A 24018-nucleotide genomic window follows, 5' to 3' on the forward strand; every position below is an offset into this window, starting at 1 on the left:
AAAGGTCTGGCAAGTTAATGTTATTTTTCAATACCTGCCTGCTTGAAAATTTTGCTGACAACTTCTGTAGGCTGTGCACCATTTGAAAGCCACTTCTTAGCCAATTCCTCGTTTACATGAAATGTACTGGGGTCCGTATTCGGATCGTAGGTTCCAATCTCCGCAATTACCCTTCCATCTCTGGGGGATCGGGAGTCTGCAACAACGATTCTATAGAAAGGAGCTTTCTTACGACCCATTCTTCTTAATCTGATTTTTACTGCCATGTTTTCACCTCCACATTTTGTAAATCAATTTATAATTTGTATGATATTTTGAAAAGAAACATTTTTCCTGTTTGGACTGTTTCTATTTTCAACTGCTTTATATCCGGCCTGCGGCATTGCCTTGCCGCATTTTATAAAAGTCAGCTTGCTTGATTTAAAAAGGAAACCTCATTCCGCCAAAACCGCCTCGGCGCTTTCCTCCCATCATTCCTGGCATCTGCTTCATCATCTTCTGGGACTGCTCAAATTGCTTCACAAACCGGTTTACCACCGCCATATCCACTCCAGCCCCCCTTGCAATTCGGCTCTTTCTGCTTAAATTAAGGAGCTTTGGATTTTTCCTTTCATCCGGGGTCATGCTTAAAATAATGGCTTCTGTTTTTGCCAGCTGCTTTTCATCTATCATAGATTCAATATTTCCAAGCTGCTTTCCCACACCGGGCAGCATACTTAAAATACTGGTAAGGCCGCCCATGTTGCGCATCTGTTTCATGCTTTCTAAATAATCATTGAAATCAAACTTACCCTTTTTCAACCGAGCCGCCATTTCTTTTTCTTTATCTTCATCTATGGAAATATTTTCCTGGGCTTTTTCAATGAGAGAAAGTACATCTCCCATACCCAGAATACGGCTTGCCATACGCTCAGGATAAAACTGTTCCAAATCGGAAAGCTTTTCTCCCATACCCACATACAAAATAGGCTTTCCTGTAACCGCCTTTACCGAAAGCGCCGCACCACCTCTTGTATCGCCATCCATTTTAGAAAGGACTACGCCGTTGATTACGATTTTATCATCAAACTCCTTTGCTACCGTAACCGCATCCTGACCGGTCATGGCATCCACAACAAGAAGCGTCTGGTGGACATCCACCTGTGCTTTTATATCCTGAAGCTCCGCCATCATGTCCTCATCAATATGAAGGCGTCCTGCCGTATCCAAAATCACCACATTGTGGCTATTTTTTTTGGCATGTTCAATGGCCGCTTTGGCAATATCCACAGGACTTTGATTGTCCCCCATGGAAAATACGTCTACCTGCTGCTTTTCTCCATTTACCTGGAGCTGTTTAATAGCCGCAGGTCTGTAGACGTCACAGGCTACCAGAAGCGGTTTTTTACCACGCTGCTTTAATTTGCCTGCAAGCTTGGCTGTTGTGGTGGTTTTACCTGCACCCTGCAGACCACACATCATAATGGTGGTTATCGCCTTGCCAGGCTGCATTTTAATCTCGGTGGTTTCTGACCCCATCAGCGTAATCATTTCTTCGTTCACAATCTTGATTACCATCTGGCCGGGATTTAAGCCATTCATCACATCTGAACCAATGGCCCGCCCTTCCACCGCCTTTACAAACTGCTTAACCACTTTAAAGTTAACGTCCGCCTCCAAAAGGGCAAGCTTCACTTCCTTTAAAGCAGTCTTAACATCCTCCTCGGTAAGTTTTCCCTTACTGCGGAGATTTTTAAATACATTTTGAAGTTTATCCGTTAAGCTTTCAAATGCCATGGACTAAAGCTCCTCTAAAATTTGATGTGATAAAAGCCCGACTTCCTGTACCAGTTCTTCTCTGGTCACACTCGGATCAGCGCTTACCTTCTGCAGCCGGCTTACATTTTCTTTCACACGCATAAAACGCTCAACTAAATGCAGCTTATCTTCATATCCTTGTAATATATGATTACATCGCCTTACCAAATCGTACACTCCCTGCCTTGAAATACCATTTTCCTTCGCAATTTCCGTCAGGGAATAATCATTGTAGACCACATCCTCATATATCTTTTTCTGGTGTTCCGTAAGCAGTTCCCCATAAAAATCATACAAAAGCCCCTGCTCCACTATCTTCTCCATTTTAATCTCCATATTTCCAATCATCCACAAATTGTGTGTATATATTCTACAAAAGCACAAATTTGCTGGCTGAAAATCAAAGATATTCTATCTATCACCTAGGATACAATACTACAAACCAAAAAGATTGTCAAGCAAATTTCCTTGACAATCTTTATTTTTACATGCAAAGCCCATTTAAAATCGCCTTCGGCGATGGGATTTTGCATTTTCCTGCTTATATACTAAACGACATAATGCCAAGCTTTGAAAAAATAATCTCCCTTACCAGCATCCCAGCTTTCTTTTTCTTTGCCAAATTCATTTGCGCAAGCTCCTGCAGTGTAAAAATTTTTTCCTTATATTGAAGCTTCTCCTTGCCGAATACTCCCTTCTTTTCCACCTGAATCTGCACCTTAACCCTCGTTTTTAATTGTCCGAAAACTTCATAAAGGAAGGTATTTTCTTCCATATAATAAAACTGACTCTCAAGCGTTGTTTCTGGGGCGGCTTCCTTCAAAACATATTGGCTGATAATGACCCTTAATTTAAAAGGAACCATCTCATGCACAAGCAATTCTTCATAAGAAAAGCCGGCACCAAGATAAAGATTCCCCACATCCTGAATCACATATTTAAAATCTTCATATTGCGTCATATTCCCGCTTAACTTCATATTCTTATAACGTACCTTCCAAATCCTCTATTGCAAACCCGCTCATACGCATCGCATCTCTTATCGCTTTTTCGGACATGCCTGTTTCCGCAGCCAATTCTTCCACTGTGACCTTCCGGTGCAGCTCCTTAGCTAACTCTCTGGCCTTTTTAGCCACCTTGTTTACCTGGGCAAGTACCTTTTTATCCTTATCCTGCTCCTGTGCGTTCTCCGCAATGCAGCTTTCCATGGCATCCATAACCATCTTAACCAGCATTCCTTCCGCTTCCTTGGCATGCTCCAAACATCCCAGCATTGTAACGCCCATAGAAAGCGCCACATTTCCCTCTCCGATCAAATCTTCCAGGAAAACCCCTTGTCCTGCATAAAGCCTGGAAATCTCCACCACTTGGGGAAGATACAAGTGAATCAGCCTGTTCTGGGCCATCTTCTCTCCTGCCATTGCAGCAAGAATAACAGCTTCTTTCTCTCCATCACCGACCTTCTCAAGTACTGCAAGCTCTTTTTTATATTCTTCCAGATAGTCAATTTCCGCTTCAGACAAATATTCATCTAAATCTACTGGCTCACCAACGCCTATCTTGTGCTTTTTCAAATAGTCATAGACCAGCGCAAGCTGAGCCTTAGACAGCTTAAGTTCTGCAAAGGCCTCCTCCACCTGCTGTTGCGAAATGCAATTTTCCTGGGCCTTTGCTAACGCACGCACCTCTTTTAAAGTACGCGCAAACAAAATTTCCTGACTCTCTCCCATTTCATAGCCATGCCTTTCTTTTCACCCTAACCTCCATGATTGCGCTTTGCGGAATCTCAAATCGGTGCGGAGAATGCCCGTATTTTAGGCATTCTCCTGTGTGAGACTTAGTACTTCTCCACGAAACAGCCTCTGCTGTGAGTGGCTAGAAGTACTTCTCACACTAATCTTCCTGCTGTGAGTGGCCCTGGACATGTGTATGTGTAAAAATATGCTCCTCACAATACTCATAATTTCCATTACATTTAGAACAAAATCTGAATTGCAGTTCCGGATTCGTCTCCTCAGTTCTCCCACAGATTGCACATTTATGTCTGGTATCTTTCGTGGACTTTTTTACCTCACGTTTAAATTTCTGCCTGCGCTTTACCTGTCTGGGGGTCATATGCACCTTCCCTCTGCCGGTAATAAAAAATACAATAAAATTCATAAGTGATGCCGCAATTACAAATTTATCGGCAGTAGAACCCATGAAAAACTGGTAAACAAGCAATGCTCCATAAATAATTCCCAGAATTTTAATTCTGATTGGTATCATAAAAAACAGCATCACCTGCATATTCGGGTAAGTAGCGGCAAAAGCAAGAAAAATAGACATATTCACATAGTAGGTACTAAATCTTGGCGCTAACATATAAGAATCGCCATAGATGCTCCACAGTGCGATTCCGTCCGCGCCTCCAACTAACACCGTATACCCAAATAACAAAAAAGCGCCTAATATGGTAAACAGCATTCCAGAAAAAATGTAAACATTGTATCGATAAGTCCCCCAGGTTCTTTCCAATGTTGTACCCAGCGAATAATAAAAATAAAGCATTAAAAGTGTAAAAAAGCCAAAGTCTGATGGAGGAATCAAAAGCCAGCTCACAAGCCTCCATATCTGTCCATGAAAAAGAATTTCATAAGGATTTAAATAAAAATAGGAAAGCAATGCAGGATAAACCCAGTTCAGTATATACCCAATTCCATAACACATAATCAGTATCATAGATAAATTTTGAATTGCATATTTTCCAAATTTCTTTTCAAAGTTACTCATCATTTATACCTCCTGCATACAATAGGTCAAGTCTATTCTCCTATATCACAAGCAAATCTTACGATAGCATCAACGAATCGTTAAATGGTTGAAAAGTTCCTTTCAAACTTTTTATTCCACAGTTTTAGCATTACCTTACTAGAAACTTCATATATTCTAACATTCCCAAAACTAATTGTAAATAAAGTTATAAAGAAAGCCGCTTAATTTTAGAATTTGGAAATTTTTCTTAACAAAATGTTTATTCTCTTTCGTTGCAATTTGAAAATCCTTGTCGTATAATTACTACGCATGTCGAAATTGACATTCCACAGCAGCCTGCGATAAATAGACAGAAGGCAAACTTCGCATTTATCGGAAGCTTAAAGGAAATTTTTATGAAGGAAAGGTGGCAGCTTATGGACAACCAAAACTATACTCTGGGCATTGACATTGGTTCCACTACTGTCAAAATCGCCATTTTAAATGATGCTCATACTATTTTATTTTCCGATTATAAAAGACATTTTGCAAATATCAGAGAAACGCTTTTTGATTTGTTACAACAGGCATATAAACAGCTCGGAAACATACGTCTTCATCCTATGATTACCGGTTCCGGCGGACTTACTCTCGCCAATCATTTACAGGTTCCCTTTGTACAGGAAGTCATATCGGTAGCTACAGCCTTAAAAGAAATTGCTCCTAAAACGGATGTGGCCATTGAACTTGGCGGTGAAGATGCCAAAATCATTTATTTTGAGGGCGGTAATGTGGAACAGCGTATGAATGGAATCTGTGCCGGTGGAACAGGTTCGTTTATCGACCAGATGGCATCACTTTTGCAGACAGATGCTTCCGGCCTGAATGAATACGCTAAAAACTATCATTTGCTCTACACCATTGCCGCAAGATGCGGCGTATTTGCCAAATCGGACATCCAGCCTCTTATCAATGACGGTGCTGCAAAAGAGGACTTGTCCGCATCCATTTTCCAGGCCGTAGTCAATCAGACCATCAGCGGACTTGCCTGCGGAAAGCCCATCAGAGGACATGTTGCATTTTTAGGCGGGCCTTTGCATTTTCTTTCTGAATTAAAAGCCGCATTTATCCGCACTTTAAAGTTGGACGAAGAACATATCATTCAGACAGAACATTCCCATCTCTTTGCCGCCATTGGCTCTGCTATGAATGCCAAAAAAGAGGTTTCTTTTACAATGGAAGAAATGACCGGTAAGCTTTCCGGTGACATTAAAATGGAATTTGAAGTGGAACGTATGGAACCGCTTTTTTCTTCTTCTGAGGAATACGAAAGGTTCAAATCACGCCATGGAAAACACCATGTACAGTCAGCTCCCCTTGCTTCTTATCAGGGGAACTGCTATTTAGGTATCGATGCCGGAAGTACTACCACCAAGATCGCGCTGGTTGGGGAGGACGGCTCTCTTTTATATTCCTTCTACAGCAGCAACGATGGAAGTCCGTTAAAAACGGCAATCCGCTCCATCAAGGAAATCTATTCCCTTCTTCCCAAAGGAGTCTCCATTGTCCGTTCCTGTTCAACAGGATACGGTGAAGCATTGATGAAGGCTGCATTTCTTTTGGATGACGGGGAGGTGGAAACCGTAGCCCACTACTACGCCGCCGCTTTCTTTAACCCTGACGTGGACTGTATTTTAGACATCGGCGGTCAGGATATGAAATGCATTAAAATCAAAAATCAGGCCGTGGACAGCGTTCAGTTAAATGAAGCCTGTTCTTCCGGCTGTGGCTCTTTTATAGAAACCTTTGCCAAATCCTTAAACTACACAGTTGAAGATTTTGCACAGGCCGCACTTTTTGCAGAGCATCCAATAGATCTTGGCACCAGATGCACCGTTTTTATGAATTCCAAGGTAAAACAGGCCCAGAAGGAAGGAGCCTCTGTGCCCGATATCTCCGCCGGTCTTGCCTATTCTGTCATTAAAAATGCCCTGTTTAAGGTTATTAAGGTATCCGATGCCTCCGCTCTTGGCAGAAATATCGTGGTTCAGGGCGGTACCTTCTACAATGATGCGGTCCTGCGAAGCTTTGAAAAAATTGCAGACTGCCAGGCCATCCGCCCCGACATTGCCGGAATTATGGGCGCTTTTGGCGCCGCCCTTATTGCAAGAGAGCGTTATACCGAGGATTATCAGACGACTATGCTCTCCTTTGAAAAAATAAATACCCTGCAATTTGAAACAAGCATGGCCAAGTGTAAAGGCTGTACCAATAGCTGTCGTCTCACCATCAATCGATTTACAGGCGGAAGACAATACATTTCCGGAAACCGGTGTGAACGGGGACTTGGGAAACAAAAAAGCAAAAACAGCGCTCCCAATCTTTTTGATTATAAGCTGAAACGGATTTTCGGTTATGAACCTCTTGCTGCCAACCAGGCAAAAAGAGGAACAGTAGGAATCCCCCGTGTACTTAATATGTACGAAAATTACCCATTCTGGTTTACCTTTTTTACAAAGCTGGGATATCAGGTTGTATTATCACCTCTCTCCAACCGTAAGATTTACGAGCTTGGAATTGAATCCATCCCCAGCGAATCAGAATGCTATCCCGCCAAGTTAGCTCACGGCCATGTAAGCTGGCTGATTCATCAAAAGGTGGATTTCATTTTTTATCCTGCTCTTTTTTATGAGAGAAATGAATTCCAGGAGGCAAATAACCACTACAATTGCCCCATTGTTACTTCTTATTCTGAAAATATAAAAAACAATGTGGAAGAAATCGGCAGAGGGGAAGTCCTTCTCCGTAATCCATTCATGTCATTCCGGGATTTAAAAACTGTTTCAGAAGCCCTCGCCCAGGAGTTTAAAGAGCTTCCTCTTTCTGAGGTTATGGAGGCAGCCCGCCTTGGATGGAAGGAATTGGAAAACGCCAGAAATGATATAAAACTCAAAGGGGAGGAAGTACTTTCTCTCCTGAAAGAAACAGGAAAGCGCGGTATCGTGCTTGCCGGCCGCCCTTACCACATTGATCCGGAGATTAACCACGGTATTCCGGAGCTGATTACCTCTTATGATATTGCGGTACTTACGGAAGATTCCATTTCCCACCTTGCCGCACCGGAGCGTCCTTTAATCGTCTCCGATCAATGGATGTACCACTCAAGGCTTTACGCGGCGGCAAGCTATGTAAAGACAGTTGACAATCTGGAGCTGATTCAGCTGAACTCCTTTGGATGCGGTCTGGATGCAGTCACAACGGATCAGGTCAATGATATTCTGACAGGTTCTGACAAAATTTATACCTGTCTTAAAATTGATGAGGTAAACAATTTAGGAGCTGCCAAAATCAGAATCCGTTCTCTGCTCTCGGCGATCAGGGTTAGAGAAAAGCAAAATAAGCGGCGCACTGTCCAATCCTCTGCGATTGAAAAAGTACCATTTACAGAGGAAATGCGTCAGGATTATACGATTTTGTGCCCTCAAATGTCACCGCTCCACTTTGATATATTGGAGCCGGCGTTTAATGCCTGCGGCTACCATTTTGAGGTACTGCCCAACGATAACAGGCGGGCTGTGGATGTGGGGCTTAAATTTGTAAACAATGATGCGTGTTATCCGTCCCTGATGGTAGTCGGCCAAATTATGGACGCCCTGCTTTCCGGGAAATATGATTTAAATAAGGTAGCCGTTATTATGACCCAGACCGGAGGCGGATGCCGTGCCACGAACTATATAGGCTTTATCCGCCGTGCCCTGGAAAAAGCCGGTATGCCGCAGATACCTGTTATTTCCTTAAATATGGCAGGTATTGAATCCAATCCTGGATTTCATTTGAATCTTGAAATGTTGATGCGTGCCGCATATGGCGCAGTATTTGGGGATATTTTCATGCGCTGCATCTACCGCATGAGACCTTACGAAAAAGAAAAAGGAAGCGTGGAAGCACTTCATCAAAAGTGGCTGAAAAAATGCCAGGATTTTGTGTCAGCCAAACATATGAATTTCTTTACTTTCCAAAAAATGTGTCGTCAAATCGTAAAGGACTTTGATGAAATACCTGTGACGGAGGCCGTAAAGCCGAAAGTCGGTATTGTAGGGGAAATTTTAGTTAAATTTGCCCCTGCCGCCAACAATCATCTGGTGGATTTATTGGAGGCTGAGGGAGCTGAGGCTGTGGTTCCTGATCTTTTGGATTTCATGCTCTACTGTTTCTACAACCAGATTTACAAAGCAGATGCCCTTGGAACCAGCAGAAAAACCGCATTCATTTCAAGGCTTGGCATTCATGCATTGGAGTTCTTAAGGGGAAGTGCCGCCAAAGCTTTTGCAAAGAGCAAGCACTTTACACCTCCTACCAGCATCTACAAGACGGTTGAATATGCCAAACCCATTGTTTCCATTGGCAACCAGACCGGTGAAGGATGGTTCTTAACCGGAGAAATGGTAGAACTCATTCATGAGGGAGTCAACAACATTGTTTGCACACAGCCCTTTGCCTGCCTTCCAAATCATGTTGTAGGTAAAGGTGTTATCAAAGAGCTGCGTAGGCTCTATCCCTTAAGCAATATCGTTGCCATTGATTATGACCCGGGGGCCAGCGAGGTAAACCAGCTGAATCGAATCAAGCTCATGCTCTCTACCGCCCAAAAGAATCTGAAGAAGCAGACAGATGACACATCAAAAACCGCCTGATATAAGGATGGAGAATTTTTATGATTAAACAGGAAATTAATGAGATTAAAAGACTCTACACCCCAAGCCACTGCTCTATCACCCGCATATGCGGATGTTACGTAGATGGGGAAAAAAATAAGAAAACAGATTTTAAAGAAGCCTTCCTCTCCCTTCCTGAGGAAGAAATTTTCAAGTATTTTGAATTGTTGCGCAAGGCCCTCTCCGGATCTTTGGGCAAAAATATGCTCAATCTGGAATTCCCCCTTGTCAGCGAGGAAGAAGGCGGTACTCAGGCATTTCTTCTGGGGCTGCGTGATAGTAAATTAAAGGAAGATTCTCTCCTTGATGAATTTTACGATAAAGTGATTGCTTCCTACGAATATGTAGGTAATTACTTAATTTTACTCATTCATGATGCCTATGATGTCCCTGGCAAAACCAACGATGGGCTTACCATGGAGGATGCTTCTGATACAGTATATGAATATATATTATGTTGCATTTGTCCGGTCAATCTTTCCAAACCAGGCCTGAGCTATGATGCCGAGACAAACGAATTTCATAATAGAATCCGTGACTGGATTGTGGAAATGCCGGAAGTTGGCTTTCTTTTTCCCAGCTTTAACGACAGATGTTCAGATATACACAGCACCCTTTACTATACGAAAAAACCGGAGGAGCCTCATCCGGAGTTTGTAGATAACGTTTTGGGGGCCGTTCTTCCTCTCACTGCCGGCAGTCAGAAGGAAACATTCCAAGCGCTCATTGAAGAAACTTTAGGCGAAGAAGCCGAATATGAGGTTGTCAAAAACATTCACGAAAATTTAACGGAATTGATTGAGGAGCATAAAGAAATTCCGGAGCCCCTTACTTTAGATAAGCGTCAGGTTCGAGATTTATTTGAAAAAAGCGGCGTAGAAGAAGAAAAGCTGACTAACTTTGAACAGCTTTATGATAATGCTGCCGGAGAAAATGCCTATCTTTTGGCAGACAATGTGGCTAATACCAAAACCTTTGAGGTGAGGACGCCAGACATTGTAGTCAAGGTTAATCCCATTCGGGCTGATTTGGTAAATACAATGACACTTCACGGTAAACAGTGTCTGGTAATCGAAATCAATGAACACGTAGAGGTGAATGGCATTCCTATCAAGAATCACGTGGAGTCTTTATCACAATAGGTCATCTATGACTCCTGAAAAGCATCTGAAAAGAGTTGCCCTTTCAAGGCAACTCTTAATTTTAATCCATAAACTAATTTGTGGTATATCACATTATTTGATTTTAGAACTTGTCTGTATTATGATACGACCCGATTATACAAACAAATCGCGATACCATTTCACAGACTGCACATAGGCATCGTATACTTTATCCATATCAATATCTTTCACCAACATCAATCTGGATACTTCTTGCCAATTCGCATTTTCGTATTGCATTATGAAATCCAGAACCGGTGCAAAAACCCCCTTATGCTCTACTAAAGCACTGCTGATTTCCTTGGATACTTTCACCATCTGCAAAGCTTCTTCCATAGACCGATTCAGAATCAAGTCAAGCACCGAAAACAGTCCCATCAGGAATAATTCTGATGCCTGCATATTCATTTCAAACAAAGGCGCCATATTCTCAGCAAATTTAGCACGCAATAGAGATAATCTGGTAATCTCATTAGGCTTATCCGCATACAACTGATTTGCCACCGCCGTATTAATCCACTTTTTCAGCTCACGCTGTCCTAACATGGCCGCCGCATGCCTGATGGAAGTGATCTCAGAATTTCTTGACATCCTGTTTACCATCTTAAGCAGTAAAATGACAAGTGCGGTATCCTGTCCAATAATGTCTGCCGCTTTCGTCAATTCAAAATCAGAAGCATTCACCATGTTAAGCAGTTCTATGTAATTTACCTTCAGCGGGCTTACCTCTGTTTCCCCTTTGTTCACCGCCACACGATAAAATTCACCTTCATAAAATTGATAACCGCCATCCGCTTTCAATTTCTCAAAAACTTCCTGATTTTCAATATTCTCAGCGCACAGCCTGATTCTGGGGTATACTTTAGTGAAATAAATTTTAGCCTTACTGATATCAATATTTTTGTGGTCAAGCATAATATAATCACATAATGCAAGAATACTGCGATAAGTCTCAAAATTCTTGACTGCCAGCTTGCGCATTGCAAGCTTATATCCCATTCCTTTCAGCACACAAAGTCTGTCAACATACATTTTTTCAGGCGTTACCGTACTGTCAATAAGCAATACGATCCTGTCATGAGGTGCTTGGCATTGACCCGATATATCAGAAAATATTGAAATATTATTCACTTCCACAAACACTTCCTTGTCCGCTGAAAGTGTATCCAGTCCCATATTCTCAATAATTTCAAGTCCGGCTATCTGAGTAGCTCCATCATTCTGTCTGGTCCCCTGCATACTGGGATCTAACAGAAAATTTGCTTTCTGTGCAAATAATGAATACGCTCGCACGCTCATTTCTTCATCAAATAAAGGTATTAATGTTACAAGCATATTTTTCTCCTTCACGTTAATAAATTTAAGTTTATTTCTTCTTATAGTTTACACTATTTATTCATGATACACAATATTTTGAAAGGATTTCTAAGAAAAATTTATGGCATTTTAAGCCGGTTCTTGTTCGGAACCATGTGTTCTTACATATTCCCACAGAATGTCGGATGCTTCGTTCACATTCAGTCCTGATTCCTCTAAAATCTGATTGATTCCTTCCAAATCCTTTTCTCTTTTTTCCTTATAAAGAGAATCCAGCTCGCACTGCTCTGATTTCAGCCTTGTCCGAAGTGCCAGAATCAATTCTTCCTTTTCCGCAATTTTTTCTTCAATTGTTTTTCTCTGTCCCCTTGCCATAATCTACCTCCTAAAATTCATGTTATTATAGTATATGGACAAGATTCCTAAAATATGACAATCAAGGAAAATTTCACACACACCATCAGTGCCGCTGCATTGGAACCAAGAAAAGTCACCATAAATGAGTCAACCAGCCCGGCATCCTAACCCCATGATTCCTCTCTACGAAATCACAAATCTCCCTTATTCTTTCCGTCAGATTGCAAATCGGGATGCCTATGTGCGCAAAATAGCAGGGGAATTCATCCCCTGCCATTATAATATGTTCTCAACTTTAATTCCTACAGGCAACTTACCGCAGGGTTTTTGACTAGGTTAATACAAACTGATTAATCAATTCATCAAGCGTAACAGCCTGTGCGGATAACTGCTGGCTGGTAGCTGATGACTGCTGGGCCGTTGCAGAGTTACTCTGTACTACCTCTGAAATCTGAGTAACACCCAGCTCTGCCTGATGCATGGTCTCCGCTTCATCCGCTGCCATTGCGCTAAGCCTCTTAGAAGACTCTGCCACCTGTTTAATTCCATCTACAACAATTGCAATTGAGTTAGAAGCATTCTCCGCAGCATGATTTCCTTCTTCAATCTTCTTCAGGGAACCTTCAATTAATTCTCTGGTATCTGCTGCTGACTTCGTGCTTTGTTCCGCAAGCTGTCTGATTTGGTCAGCCACAACCGCAAAGCCCCTTCCTGCTTCACCGGCTCTTGCAGCCTCTATGGATGCATTGAGGGACAAAAGATTCGTCTGGGATGCAATAGACTCAATTTCGGAAATAATATTTTCAATTTCTTTAGAAGTCTCGTTGATGTGTTCCATAGCCTGCATCATCTCATTCATTTCTTCACGGCTCTTATCCGCTTCATCCGCATATTTTTGAGCCAGTATGTAAGAATCCTGCGCATTCTCCGCGCTCTTTGACATGGTCTCGCCAATATTGACAATCGTTGCCTGAAGCTGCTGTACTGCGCCTGCCTGCTCTGTTGCACCCTCGGCTAAGCTCTGGGAAGCTTCTGCCATATTGCTTGCACCGGCGGATACCTGACTGGAAGCCTCCTCAATGGAACGAAGCGTATTCGTCATCTGATCCCGAAGCAGCCTTATTGCGTCAATCAACTTGAAAAAATCACCTGTATATTTATCTTTTATATTGGATTGAACCGCATAATTTCCGTCAGACATTTCTTTCAGCAACTTACCGGCATCATTGACAATTGCATTTAAATTACCGGCCATTTTATCCGCCTCGGAAATCACTTCTGCAATCTCGTCCTTTCTATCTACCTTTGGAAACGGAGAAGACAAATCTCCCGCTGCAAATGTTTTCAGTCTTTCGCCGAAAGCGTTAAGGGGTTCTGCTATTGATTTTGCAATCATTTTTCCCGAACGTACGGAAAGAAACATTGCAATAACTACGACTGTCACAATGATTGCTACCAATATCCAGCTTAACGCGGTAATCTGTGTTGAAATTTCAATGAGATCGCTGTTTCCGCTCTCTCCTGCATGTTTATTAATTGTTTTTGAATACAAGTTTGACATAATTACCATAGCTACCGCCCCTAATAACGCAACAGCCGAAGCAATGGCGGACACTAAAATAAAAGATTTTTTCAGTCTTTTTTCAATCCGTTCATTCGTAACCATAAAGTTTCTCCTTCTTTCCACCTTTTTTATCATCCAATGTGGATGAACACCTATTTAAATATAGCACTTTTCAAAAATTTATACAATATTTTTTTATGAAATCCGCCTGCAATTTTCATGGATATTTTTCACAGGGAAAATTTGAGAAATACGAATCAATGATACCCTTCAAACCCGCTAGCGCTTGCTCCTACAGCTCATACGGCGTCACCTGGTATACGTAGTAATTGAGCCAATTTGAATAAAGATTATTGCTATGGGAACGCCACTGCAAATCCGGCTTTTTCGTATCATCATCCTCTGGATAATAGTTTAAAGGAAGCTGTATGGGCAATCCTTTGCTCTTATCCCGTATATATTCATTGTGAAGGGTATATCTGTCATACTCCGGATGACCCATAACAAAAATCTGTCTGCCCTCTTTCGTCATGCAAAGCAGAACGCCTGCTTCATCGGACTCAGCCAAAATCGTAAGTTCTTTACAATTATGTATATCTTCCGATCGCACTGCCGTATGCCTGCTGTGGGGAATCATAAAGTAATCGTCAAACCCCCTTACAAGAGGTATTTTCCGTTTCATGACCTTATGCTTGTAAACCCCGAAAAGCTTTTGAGGAAGTAATATCTTTTCAAGTCCAAAATGATAATACAGCCCTGCCTGAGCTCCCCAGCAAATATGAAGCGTGGAGGTCACATGCGTCTTAGTCCACTTCATGATTCCTTCAAGCTCCGGCCAATAATCCACCTCCTCAAAGGGAATCTGCTCTACCGGGGCTCCTGTGATAATCAGGCCGTCAAATTTCTTATCCTTCAGTTCATCAAAAGTATTATAAAATCTGTTCAAATGCTGGATAGGCGTGTTCAGAGAAATATGGCTGTTCATTTTCATGAAGCTCACATCAATCTGCAAAGGTGTATTGGACAGTACCCGCGCCAGCTGTAATTCCGTATCCTGTTTTACAGGCATAAGATTTAAAATACAAATCTGCAGCGCACGAATATTCTGATGCAGCGCACGATATTCGTCCATTACAAATATATTTTCATTTTCCAGTATTTCTTTTGCCGGAAGATCACTTTGTACTTTGATTGGCATAATTTTTGTTTCCTTTCCCCTCACTCTAACACATGCATCTGCCTTTTTTCATAAGCGGCCCGCCAATTGTCCCTTTGCTGCAAAAAGTCTTTTACATACCAGGTTTTTCCGGAAGGGCTTTAAGCAAATTGTTCCACAAAATCGTCCTCCGAAATAATCGGAATCCCAAGCTCCTTTGCCTTTCTGTTTTTGGAGGAATTAGAAGCTAAGTCATTATTAACCAGATAGTTGGTTTTGGAAGTAACGCTTCCCGTCACCTTTCCGCCTTCCGATTCTACATAAGCTTTAAATGCATCTCTGTTATGATAATGATGAACGTCCCCTGTGATCACAAAGGTCAGTCCCGCGCACTTTCCTTCCTCTTTAGGCTTGGGGGACACCTTTTCTATTGTAACCTCTTTTAGCAGCTCTTTCAAGGAATACCTGTTTTGATTATTTTTATACCATTCCATAATCGAGCCTGACTTTTCAGGTCCGATCCCCTCAATGTCCTCAAATCCCCTGCCGCTTTCCAGCCTGTCTAAAAATCCGTCAAATCCATCCCTTGCTATCATTTTTTTTCCCGCATCTATTCCAATCATGGGTATACAAAGGGCATAAATAAAATGAACAGGATGCACCTGCCTGCTTTTCTCAATGGCCGCCATCATGTTAGCACAGGACTTTTCTCCAAAGCCTTCCATTTGTTTGATGGTTTCAGCATGCGCTGAAAGATGATATATATCTGCAAATTCTTTCAAAAAACCTTCGTTCATAAATTTCAGCATTGTCTGAATAGACAGTCCGTCAATATCCATCCCGGACTTGCTTACAAAACGGGTAAATTTCTTTACATGCTTTGCTGTGCAGTCAGGATTGGTACAATGAAGGGTTTTTGTTTTACTTTTAGGGCTGATGCGTATTTGGGTCTGGGCGCCACAGACCGGACAATTTGTGGGGATATCAAAATCCCCAACCGCATTTTTGACCGCAATACATTTTGGGATAATCTTATTTGCCTTGATTACCTCCAATGTACACGATTTCCCAATGCCCAGCCGTTCCATCTCACTGATATTGCAAAGAGAAGCCCGGGAAACAGTGGTTCCTTCCAGCTGCACCGGTTGAAATACGGCTACCGGTGAAATTGTGGAGGCTGCGCAGGACCATTCCACATACAAAAGCTCCGACTGGGCGGATACATCCTGCCATTTAAAAGCGTAACCGGCTTTCGTGGCATGATGTCCCGTGACGCTACCGGAAGATGCATATTCCGTATCCTCATAACAAATCACCAGACCGTCCACCGGCAAATCCATCTGTCCGCTCTCTACCTTCCGTGTCCAATTTTCAATGGCATAAGGCAGTTCATCAGCATTTACCATCTTTCGATCTACCACCGTAAAACCTTCTCCTTCCAGGAAATCCATTCTCTCCCCCCAGGATTTTATATCATCTTCTACATATACTAATGTAAATGCGTTGAAATGGACATGCCTTTCCTTCACCTTTTCCGCATCGTCCAGACTAAGGGTGCCGGACGCTAGATTACGGGGATTTGCATATTTTTCATCCTCATCCTCCATTGTATCATTGATCAATTCAAAATCCGTGTAAGAAATTGTGGCTTCTCCCCGCACTACCATATGCCCCTTATATTTTATTTTAAGAGGAAATCCTTTGATGGAATATTTTAAATACGTAATGTTTGTCCCTGTGGTTCCGTTTCCTCTGGTAAGGATTCTGCTTAGTTTCCCTCCATCATAGGTCAAAACCAACGTAAGACCGTCCAGTTTCCATGAAATCCAAACAGGTTTTTCCTCCGCCCACTTTTGCAGCTCGGATACCTCCTTGGTTTTCGCAAGTGACAGCGCTGGAAACTCATGCGCTTCCCTCTCACCGGCATTTTCTTCCGCGCCGGTTTTTTGGGTAGGGCTGTTCGGAAGAACATAGCCTGTTTCAGTCTCCAGCTTAACCAGCTCGTCAAACAAAGCGTCCCATTCGTAATTAGACATGAGTTCTTCTCTGCCATTATAATAGGCATCCGAAGCATCGTTCAAGAGGTTTATCAATTCTTCATATCTTTTTTTATGTTTATTCATTATTATTACCTCCAATTTTTGCAAGTTTTCTTTCAACATCCTGCATTTTTCTTTCAAACACCAAAAAAATAGAATCTGTTTTCTTTCAAAAATATTCGTTTTTTAGTATTTTCAACTGCTTTTTTATCTTTTTTTACAAAAGTTTACATAACAACCCCCTGTTATCTTCTAATAAAAAGCAGTTTTTCAGTCTTGTAAAAAATAATACGACTTTATCAGGTTTTTTCGAGGTTTCTGGGAAAACATAATTTGTATAACATGTGTAATTCTTCCTCTTTCAGCTTTCTGAACTGCCCGGATTTTAAATTTTCAAGGGTAATATTTTCAATTCGAACCCGTTTAATAGCATATACATGGTATCCTAATTCCCGCACCATTCTTTTAATTTGTCTGTTTAATCCTTGTGTTAATATAATTTTGAATGCAAATTTACCTATTTTCGTTACTTTGCAGGGCTTTGTGGTAACGGAAAGCTCCGATAAGAAGACTCCTTCTGACATGCTCTTGATGAATTCTTGCGAAATTTCTTTGTTTACCCGCACCACATATTCTTTTTCGTGCCCTCCGCTCCCCCGCATCATGGCATCAATAAGCGCTCCATCATTGGTCAGAATCATCAATCCCTCCGAATCCTTATCCAGTCTGCCCGCATAAGTTACTCTCACAGGAAATTTAACCATATCCGTAATCTTTTTATCTGCAAACCTGTCCTTTTCTGTGCAGGTTACACCCACCGGTTTATAATATGCCAAAACCACTTTTTCATCTTTTCCATGCACAGGTTTTCCGTTAACCATAATCTGGTCCTTATCACTTACCTGCATTCCTGCCTCGGCTCTTTTCCCGTTTACACTTACCCGGCCTTCTTCAATGAGCCTATCTGCCTCACGCCTTGAGCACAGTCCGCAGGCTGCAAGATATTTATTTAATCTCTCTTTTTCCATATACCCTCCATGTTCTCTGGTACAACATACTTCACAATTCAGTTTGTCATCCGCCCCGGCCGCTATTATTTCATGTAATGCTTTTTCAGCATCAGCTCATAACCCTGTATTCTCTGTATTTTTCCCGGTCCGCCTTGTGGCACTTTACTTTGATTCGCGTGCCCTTTTCTTCGTATTTCCAACTGTCTGTATGCGTATTTTCCATAAGATAGGATAAAACATTTCCTTTATCATACGGTATCAAAAATTCTTCCCATACATAGTCCGCATAAACTCTGGCTAAAACAGCGCTGACCAAAAATGCAATCGAATCTTTATCTTTTGCACTCATATAAACTTTATCCTTTCCCATCATCTGGGGAAAAGCAACAGGCGCATCGCACCGATCAACTTTGTTAAATACAGTTATAACCGGAATGTTCCCCGCATTAAGCTCGAATAAAGTTTGGGCGGTAGTCTGCATATGTTCCTTGTAGTGAGGATCAGAATAATCCACCACATGAATCAGCAAATCAGCGCATTCCACCTCCTCAAGAGTTGAATGAAAAGCCTTTACCAGTCCATGAGGCAGTTTATGGATAAAGCCCACCGTATCTGACAGCAAGAAGTCTTTGTGATTGCCAGTGCAAATCCGTCTTACCGTAGTATCTAAGGTGGCAAAAAGCATATCTTTTTCCAGCACTTTCTTATCCACATCTCCCGAACAGGCATCTATCATAGCATTCAAAATCGTGGATTTGCCGGCATTGGTATAGCCTACAAGCGCAACTAAAGGTATCCTGGCATCCACCCTCTTTTTCCGCTGCACCCGTCTTTCTCTTGATACTTCTTCGAGCTCCTTAGAAAGCTCTCCTATACGTTTCTCAATCCTTCTTCTATCAAGCTCTAACTTCTTCTCGCCCGCTCCACGGCTGCTCATACTGCCGCTGGCGCCTCCCTGTCTGGTCAGGGCCTCATGCATCCCCACAAGCCTTGGCAGAAGATACTTAAGTTTCGCCGATTCTACCTGAAGTTTCGCCTCTCTTGTCCTGGCTCTCCTTTCAAAAATGTCCAAAATAAGCGTTGTCCTGTCTAATATAGGTTTTTGTAGCTCCTGTTGCAGATTCCGAAGCTGGGAGGGGCTGAGCGCATCATCAAATATAATAACATCAACCTCTAAAATACGGGCAGTTTCTTTTATTTCCTGAACCTTCCCTGTTCCAACATATAATCCTTTGTTGACGCTTTCCATTTTCTGGGTCATAACACCTACAGGCTCCATAAAACAGGCCTTTGCAAGACTTTTCAGCTCATCCATGGAGCGTTCAAAATCCTCACCCATTGCCCCATTATCCACTCCAACCAACAAAACACGCTCTTTATCTTCCTTGATACTTTTCTCTTTCTCAAATTCTGTCATACACGCTCTCCCCCATACTGCCACCCTGTAACAGCTCAAAGCTTCTAATATAAATTCTCAATTAATTCAAAATAGTTCTCAAATGTCTTACGACAGCATTGTGGATTTTTAATTCCTATTTTTCCCGTTTTCAGCCCAATTAATGTAAACGCCATAGCCATACGGTGATCTTCGTAGGTCTCAACCTCTCCCTCTTTTATTTCCCCGGGAAAAATCCTGATACCATCCGCATCCAAAGCTTCTTCACACTTTATTCCCAGGCGTGTAAGTTCTGCCAAAATCGCCTTGATTCTATCCGTTTCCTGAAAACGGATATGCCCTATGTTGCGAATTAAAGTGGGATTCATGGCAAAAGGCGCCAAAACAGCCATTGTCATTGTCTGATCTGAAAAGTCTTTCATAGAAATATCCTGTCCCTCATAATTTGAAAGGCCTTTTCCCAGCACCCATACCCCTTCGCTTTCATCTTTAAGCTCACACCCCATCTTCTCAAGAATCTTTAAGAATTTAATATCTCCCTGTAATGAATCCATATGTATATTTTCAACCAAAACATTTGTCCCCAAAAGCGGCGCCATAGCATAAAAATAGCAGGCGCCGGACACATCCGGCTCTATTCTATACTCCTTTAGCCCAAAAAAATCCATATGCGAAACCAGACAGCTTCTTCCCTCTTTCACAACAGGAATGCCAAATTGCTCCATCATGGCAAGCGTCATCTTAATATATGAACCCTCGGACCTGTCTCCTGACAAAATTACCTTCAGCCCCTCCTTAAGCAGTACTCCCGCCATAATCAGGGCGCTGGCAAATTGGCTGCTGATTCCTGTGTCAATAGAAATTTCTTTTAAAGAAATCTCCTGTGACCTCATAAGAAAGGGAAAATGCCCTTCTTCTCCTAAAAATTCAAAAGAGACTCCCGCTTTTTCTAATTCATCCAAGAGCGGTTTCATAGGACGTTTACACATTTGCGGTGATGCCTGCATTTTATATTCTCCACCTGCCAAGGCAAGCATAACCGTCAAAAACCTTGCTGCGGTACCTGCATTTTGCACATGAATAGATGCATGCTGGTCAGGTATCCTGCCCCCCTCTCCCTGTACAATCACTTCTTCTTCCGTTTCATTTATTTTTACATCAAATCCCAGCTCCTTAAGGCAAGCTAAAAAAGCTCTGGAATCATCACTAAACAAAACACCTTGCAAAGTACACTGATAATTGGACAACGCCGCCAATAATAACGCGCGGTTTGTAATACTCTTTGAACCTGGCACTTTCACCTTAATTTCTTGCTTTTTCTGCAATTTTTTTACCAAATATTTATTTTCCATATTAAGCCACCTTTTAATAAATGTATATGCGATTTTAATTTTGTCTTCACAAGAATAACTAGTGATATATTACATAAAACCAGCTTATTTTACGTTTTCAATGTTAATTTTACTTTAAATAAAGGACCAAAATTAACAAAACCACAATCCGCTAACTATTACTATAACAATTTTTTTCCCTTCTGCCAATGAAAATTTGAAAGTTAATGCCCTCAGCTTGCAATGTAGCAAAACTGCTGTGTTTTTGACATGCTATCCTGAGAAAAGCAACCAATTTTAAGGCCGCTGTGTTTTACTTATTCCGTACACAGCGACCTTGAAAATTGTTTTCCGTGATGTCTTTATTTCTTGTCTTGTTTCACGTCAGTTTTACCATTCTTTATTTTCTGCTATTTTAACTGCCACTAAATATGATACGGTCAGCGAAATCACACCAATCGCAATACATAGTCCAACAAACTCATTTGATGAAAGTATTTCATCCAGCCTGCCAATAGATAGTCCTATTTTATCTCCCATTGTAGCGCTTATTACAAGAAAGCCTCCTACTGCCAACATTGAGCAAATATTAATGTATCTCGCCTTTTCTACGCCCAATTTAAACATAAAAGGTATGGAAATTGCATTTGCCAGAACAAATACTGTCACCGTAGCCGCAAATTCTTCCCTCCCAAAGGAAATCCAAATTCTTGCATCAGAAGATACAAAAGTCAAAACTAATTCCATCAATATACTGACCGCGGTTCCAATACCAATCGTTATTAAAAAAAGTATATATTTTGATTTTATAATCGTACTTAAATTAACTGGCATTGTAAGCGCAAATTTATGAAAGGAGACTGCTTCGTCCATCGACATACTGCTAAGCACCACTGTACTTCCCATGAGCACAAAATATATCATTGCAAAGGAAGACGAACGCATAAACAATGCGTAGATAATCATCGCACCAAATATAAGTACATACTGTTTTCCATATGATTTTAACAGATAAAAATCCTTTAAAATAAGACCCTTCATAAAATCTAACCCTCCACTCTTATCAACTCAACTTTGATTTTACAATATACAAAAGTAAATCCTCTATACTTGCCCTGTCTAAAATAAAATTGTTTTCGCCCTTTTGTTCCTCCTCTTTATAAAAACTACTCTCTTTAAATCGCTCTTTATCTTTTATAAGCACACTGGTTTCAAATGCATTTTTCTCTATCCCAACAATCATATCTTCGGGAATCATCTCTGCCTGCGCTTTTGTACATCTTACAATCGCATAATTATATAAAAGTTCATCCTTATTCTCCGTAAGAAGAAGCTTTCCTTTGTGTATAAGCATTATATAATCGGAAATTTTTTCAATATCGGATGTTATATGCGAAGAAATAAATACGGAATGTGCACCATCCTCAATAAATTCTCTAAAGATATCTAGTATTTCATTCCTCACTACCGGATCTAATCCACTGGTAGCTTCATCTAAAATAAGCACCCTGCTGTCATGGGATAAAGCTGCCGCAATGGAAAGCTTCATTTTCATTCCCTTCGATAAATCCTTCACCTTTTTATTAAGAGGCAATTCAAAACGTTTCAGAAAGACCTCAAATTTATCACTATCCCATGTATGATAAATTTTCTCCATGATACTTTGAATATTTTTGACTTTTAACCCATGCGGGAAATTACATTCGTCAAAGACAACACCAATTTGTTCCCTCCAGCTGCTTTCTTTCTCTCCCGCCTTAACATTATGCCCAAGAACTTTTACCTCTCCCCCATCTATAGGCATCAATCCTAAAATTGATCTGATAACAGTGCTCTTTCCTGCCCCATTTTCTCCAATCAAACCCACAATAGAGCCGATAGGAATTTGAAAGCTTACATTATCCAATTGAAAACCATCATATTTTTTCGTTAAATTTTTCACAATTATTGCATTTTCCATATAGATTTCCTTTCATTTCCGCTGTACTGAAAACATGAAATATTTGAAGCTTCTCTTGGTCATATTTCTTCCTGATATAAAATCTCTATCATTTCCTCTATTTCCTGTCTGGTAATGCTACTTTGTTGTGCAACGGAAACAGCCCTTGCAAGTAACTCCTCAATCTCCTTTAACTTTTCCTCCCGCACAAGCCTTATATCCGCTGCTTTTACGAAGCTTCCCTTTCCCACAACAGTAGTTATGAAACCGTCTTTTTCCAAATCTTCATAAGCACGTTTTGTAGTGATAACGCTAATCCTAAGCTCTCTGGCCAGAGTTCGCATAGAAGGAAGTGGATCGCCTTCCTTAAGCTGTCCATTCATGACCATGGTCTTGATTTGAATGGTTATCTGCTCATAAATAGGTTTGTCACTTGAATTACTTATTATGATGTTCATTCCTCACCTCCATTACTTACAGATGTTGTCATATGCTTATATAATGTATATATCATATATATACATTAATGTCAATATATATTTTAATTAAGTTTGTAACAAATGCTATTATGAGTTAACTTTTCATACATTTGCCAACGGTGCCAAGCTGTTTATTGGCTAACCTTTGAAAAGTAACATTAGGAGCGCCCCATGCCTTGAATCGTATCTAAAAATTAAAAAACCGGTAAATCAAAAATAGTATGCTTTGATTTTCCGGTTTTTCTGAATAAGATTTTATATATTTCTCTAAATAAGATTTTATATATCTCTCTGAAAATAACAATTGGTAAGAGCAATAACCATTTTGCGTTATAGATATAACAATGGAATGATATCTGAAGGCTTATCCACGAATGTAACAGCGCCAGCTTGCTTTTGTTCCTCTCTCGTGCGAAATCCCCATGTTACGGTGATGCAGTCCATTTCGCTGTTTCTGGCAGTAGCAATGTCCACCTCTGAATCTCCTACATATACTGTCTGTTTCCTTGGAATACCTAAAATTTTCAGCGCTTCTATCACAGTATCTGGCGCCGGCTTTTTGCGAATCCCATCCCTTGCGCCAATGGCAGTTGGCAAATATTCTTTAAAATACTGTTCCCACAAAGCATCCACTCCCTCTTGAAGCTTATTAGAGACAATTGCCATGGAAAATTCCCGCCTCTTAAGCTCCGCAAGCAGTTCCGGTATTCCTGCATAAAGCCTGGTTTTATCATTGCAATGAATTTTGTAATGCTCCTTAAAAGCTTCAAAAATCTTCTCCTGCAGATCTGTTGTGATACCTTCCGGCACGGCACGTTCAATCAGCCTTTGTACACCATTTCCAACAAAGTGTCTGATTTCCTCAAGACTGCGCTGCGGCATTCCATATTGACTCAATCCATAATTTACACTATCCCTTAAATCCTCCAGGGTATTCAGTAATGTTCCGTCTAAATCAAATATTACTGCTTCATACCTTTTATTTCGTATCCTGGTTTCTCGCTCTCTCATTTACACTTACA

20 protein-coding genes are annotated in these 24018 nt (G+C 41.1%); 2 read left to right on the forward strand and 18 right to left on the reverse strand.

Features of this window, described 5'->3' with window-relative positions:
* Positions 1 to 20: 20 nt before the first annotated feature.
* The 6 genes from rpsP to D5281_RS02680 all read right to left on the reverse strand — a co-directional run bounded on the left by rpsP (position 21) and on the right by D5281_RS02680 (position 4572).
* The gene (gene rpsP / locus D5281_RS02655; RefSeq protein WP_160558599.1) at positions 21 to 266 is read right to left on the reverse strand and encodes a 30S ribosomal protein S16; all 246 of its coding nucleotides are present in this window, start codon (positions 264 to 266) and stop codon (positions 21 to 23) included.
* Positions 267 to 420: 154 nt separating this feature from the next.
* The gene (ffh, locus tag D5281_RS02660) at positions 421 to 1776 is read right to left on the reverse strand and encodes a signal recognition particle protein (RefSeq protein WP_160558600.1); all 1356 of its coding nucleotides are present in this window, start codon (positions 1774 to 1776) and stop codon (positions 421 to 423) included.
* Positions 1777 to 1779: 3 nt separating this feature from the next.
* A complete protein-coding gene (gene ylxM / locus D5281_RS02665) occupies positions 1780 to 2121 on the reverse strand; it encodes a YlxM family DNA-binding protein (RefSeq protein ID WP_408637260.1) in 342 nt (113 codons plus the stop codon).
* Between the two features lie 217 nt (positions 2122 to 2338).
* Positions 2339 to 2776, reverse strand: a complete 438-nt coding sequence (locus tag D5281_RS02670; protein WP_160558602.1) for a hypothetical protein — start codon at positions 2774 to 2776, stop codon at positions 2339 to 2341.
* A 4-nt stretch (positions 2777 to 2780) separates the two neighbouring features.
* A complete protein-coding gene (locus D5281_RS02675; RefSeq protein WP_160558603.1) occupies positions 2781 to 3527 on the reverse strand; it encodes a sigma-70 domain-containing protein in 747 nt (248 codons plus the stop codon).
* Between the two features lie 163 nt (positions 3528 to 3690).
* Positions 3691 to 4572, reverse strand: coding sequence for a rhomboid family intramembrane serine protease (locus tag D5281_RS02680; RefSeq protein ID WP_277935135.1), 882 nt, complete (start codon positions 4570 to 4572; stop codon positions 3691 to 3693).
* A 374-nt stretch (positions 4573 to 4946) separates the two neighbouring features.
* Between D5281_RS02680 and D5281_RS02685 the strand changes: the two genes are divergently transcribed.
* Positions 4947 to 9224: an acyl-CoA dehydratase activase-related protein gene (locus D5281_RS02685; RefSeq protein WP_330584771.1), complete on the forward strand. Its 4278-nt coding sequence runs from the start codon at positions 4947 to 4949 to the stop codon at positions 9222 to 9224.
* 20 nt (positions 9225 to 9244) lie between these two features.
* Entirely contained in the window at positions 9245 to 10387 is a 1143-nt protein-coding gene (locus tag D5281_RS02690) for a DUF4317 domain-containing protein (RefSeq protein ID WP_160558604.1), read from the forward strand.
* 135 nt (positions 10388 to 10522) lie between these two features.
* Here the strand turns inward: D5281_RS02690 and D5281_RS02695 are convergent, their stop codons facing one another.
* The 12 genes from D5281_RS02695 to D5281_RS02750 form a co-directional block, all read right to left on the reverse strand.
* Complete coding sequence (locus tag D5281_RS02695) at positions 10523 to 11743, reverse strand: EAL and HDOD domain-containing protein (protein WP_160558605.1); 1221 nt, start codon at positions 11741 to 11743, stop codon at positions 10523 to 10525.
* A 111-nt stretch (positions 11744 to 11854) separates the two neighbouring features.
* Complete coding sequence (locus D5281_RS02700) at positions 11855 to 12100, reverse strand: hypothetical protein (protein ID WP_160558606.1); 246 nt, start codon at positions 12098 to 12100, stop codon at positions 11855 to 11857.
* 313 nt (positions 12101 to 12413) lie between these two features.
* Complete coding sequence (locus tag D5281_RS02705; RefSeq protein WP_160558607.1) at positions 12414 to 13748, reverse strand: methyl-accepting chemotaxis protein; 1335 nt, start codon at positions 13746 to 13748, stop codon at positions 12414 to 12416.
* 190 nt (positions 13749 to 13938) lie between these two features.
* The gene (gene metA, locus D5281_RS02710) at positions 13939 to 14844 is read right to left on the reverse strand and encodes a homoserine O-acetyltransferase MetA (protein ID WP_160558608.1); all 906 of its coding nucleotides are present in this window, start codon (positions 14842 to 14844) and stop codon (positions 13939 to 13941) included.
* A gap of 119 nt (positions 14845 to 14963) precedes the next feature.
* Positions 14964 to 16925 (reverse strand): NAD-dependent DNA ligase LigA, encoded by a 1962-nt coding sequence (ligA, locus tag D5281_RS02715; protein WP_160558609.1) that lies wholly within the window; start codon positions 16923 to 16925, stop codon positions 14964 to 14966.
* 215 nt (positions 16926 to 17140) lie between these two features.
* A complete protein-coding gene (locus D5281_RS02720; protein ID WP_160558610.1) occupies positions 17141 to 17869 on the reverse strand; it encodes a pseudouridine synthase in 729 nt (242 codons plus the stop codon).
* Positions 17870 to 17960: 91 nt separating this feature from the next.
* Positions 17961 to 19268 carry a GTPase HflX gene (gene hflX, locus D5281_RS02725; RefSeq protein WP_160558611.1) on the reverse strand — a complete coding sequence of 436 codons (1308 nt, stop codon included), beginning with the start codon at positions 19266 to 19268 and terminating at the stop codon, positions 17961 to 17963.
* 44 nt (positions 19269 to 19312) lie between these two features.
* Positions 19313 to 20599 (reverse strand): 3-phosphoshikimate 1-carboxyvinyltransferase, encoded by a 1287-nt coding sequence (gene aroA / locus D5281_RS02730; RefSeq protein WP_160558612.1) that lies wholly within the window; start codon positions 20597 to 20599, stop codon positions 19313 to 19315.
* Positions 20600 to 20968: 369 nt separating this feature from the next.
* Positions 20969 to 21619 carry an ABC-2 transporter permease gene (locus D5281_RS02735; RefSeq protein WP_160558613.1) on the reverse strand — a complete coding sequence of 217 codons (651 nt, stop codon included), beginning with the start codon at positions 21617 to 21619 and terminating at the stop codon, positions 20969 to 20971.
* Positions 21620 to 21641: 22 nt separating this feature from the next.
* Complete coding sequence (locus D5281_RS02740) at positions 21642 to 22538, reverse strand: ABC transporter ATP-binding protein (RefSeq protein WP_160558614.1); 897 nt, start codon at positions 22536 to 22538, stop codon at positions 21642 to 21644.
* Positions 22539 to 22597: 59 nt separating this feature from the next.
* Complete coding sequence (locus D5281_RS02745) at positions 22598 to 22975, reverse strand: GntR family transcriptional regulator (RefSeq protein ID WP_160558615.1); 378 nt, start codon at positions 22973 to 22975, stop codon at positions 22598 to 22600.
* Positions 22976 to 23326: 351 nt separating this feature from the next.
* The gene (locus tag D5281_RS02750) at positions 23327 to 24007 is read right to left on the reverse strand and encodes an HAD family hydrolase (protein WP_160558616.1); all 681 of its coding nucleotides are present in this window, start codon (positions 24005 to 24007) and stop codon (positions 23327 to 23329) included.
* Between the last annotated feature and the right edge of the window lie 11 nt (positions 24008 to 24018).

Origin of the sequence: Parablautia muri (assembly GCF_009917485.1) — a bacterium.
Taxonomy (GTDB): Bacteria; Bacillota; Clostridia; order Lachnospirales; family Lachnospiraceae; genus Suilimivivens; species Suilimivivens muri.

Coding starts and splice junctions, on each gene's coding strand:
- D5281_RS02720 (WP_160558610.1), bottom strand. CDS start 17,869: ATGGAAAAAGAGAGATTAAATAAATATCTTGCAGCCTGCGGACTGTGC.
- aroA (WP_160558612.1), bottom strand. CDS start 20,599: ATGGAAAATAAATATTTGGTAAAAAAATTGCAGAAAAAGCAAGAAATT.
- D5281_RS02700 (WP_160558606.1), bottom strand. CDS start 12,100: ATGGCAAGGGGACAGAGAAAAACAATTGAAGAAAAAATTGCGGAAAAG.
- D5281_RS02705 (WP_160558607.1), bottom strand. CDS start 13,748: ATGGTTACGAATGAACGGATTGAAAAAAGACTGAAAAAATCTTTTATT.
- D5281_RS02670 (WP_160558602.1), bottom strand. CDS start 2,776: ATGAAGTTAAGCGGGAATATGACGCAATATGAAGATTTTAAATATGTG.
- D5281_RS02675 (WP_160558603.1), bottom strand. CDS start 3,527: ATGGGAGAGAGTCAGGAAATTTTGTTTGCGCGTACTTTAAAAGAGGTG.
- ffh (WP_160558600.1), bottom strand. CDS start 1,776: ATGGCATTTGAAAGCTTAACGGATAAACTTCAAAATGTATTTAAAAAT.
- metA (WP_160558608.1), bottom strand. CDS start 14,844: ATGCCAATCAAAGTACAAAGTGATCTTCCGGCAAAAGAAATACTGGAA.
- D5281_RS02750 (WP_160558616.1), bottom strand. CDS start 24,007: ATGAGAGAGCGAGAAACCAGGATACGAAATAAAAGGTATGAAGCAGTA.
- rpsP (WP_160558599.1), bottom strand. CDS start 266: ATGGCAGTAAAAATCAGATTAAGAAGAATGGGTCGTAAGAAAGCTCCT.
- D5281_RS02695 (WP_160558605.1), bottom strand. CDS start 11,743: ATGCTTGTAACATTAATACCTTTATTTGATGAAGAAATGAGCGTGCGA.
- ligA (WP_160558609.1), bottom strand. CDS start 16,925: ATGAATAAACATAAAAAAAGATATGAAGAATTGATAAACCTCTTGAAC.
- D5281_RS02745 (WP_160558615.1), bottom strand. CDS start 22,975: ATGAACATCATAATAAGTAATTCAAGTGACAAACCTATTTATGAGCAG.
- D5281_RS02685 (WP_330584771.1), top strand. CDS start 4,947: ATGAAGGAAAGGTGGCAGCTTATGGACAACCAAAACTATACTCTGGGC.
- ylxM (WP_408637260.1), bottom strand. CDS start 2,121: ATGGAGAAGATAGTGGAGCAGGGGCTTTTGTATGATTTTTATGGGGAA.
- hflX (WP_160558611.1), bottom strand. CDS start 19,268: ATGACAGAATTTGAGAAAGAGAAAAGTATCAAGGAAGATAAAGAGCGT.
- D5281_RS02680 (WP_277935135.1), bottom strand. CDS start 4,572: ATGATGAGTAACTTTGAAAAGAAATTTGGAAAATATGCAATTCAAAAT.
- D5281_RS02740 (WP_160558614.1), bottom strand. CDS start 22,538: ATGGAAAATGCAATAATTGTGAAAAATTTAACGAAAAAATATGATGGT.
- D5281_RS02690 (WP_160558604.1), top strand. CDS start 9,245: ATGATTAAACAGGAAATTAATGAGATTAAAAGACTCTACACCCCAAGC.
- D5281_RS02735 (WP_160558613.1), bottom strand. CDS start 21,619: ATGAAGGGTCTTATTTTAAAGGATTTTTATCTGTTAAAATCATATGGA.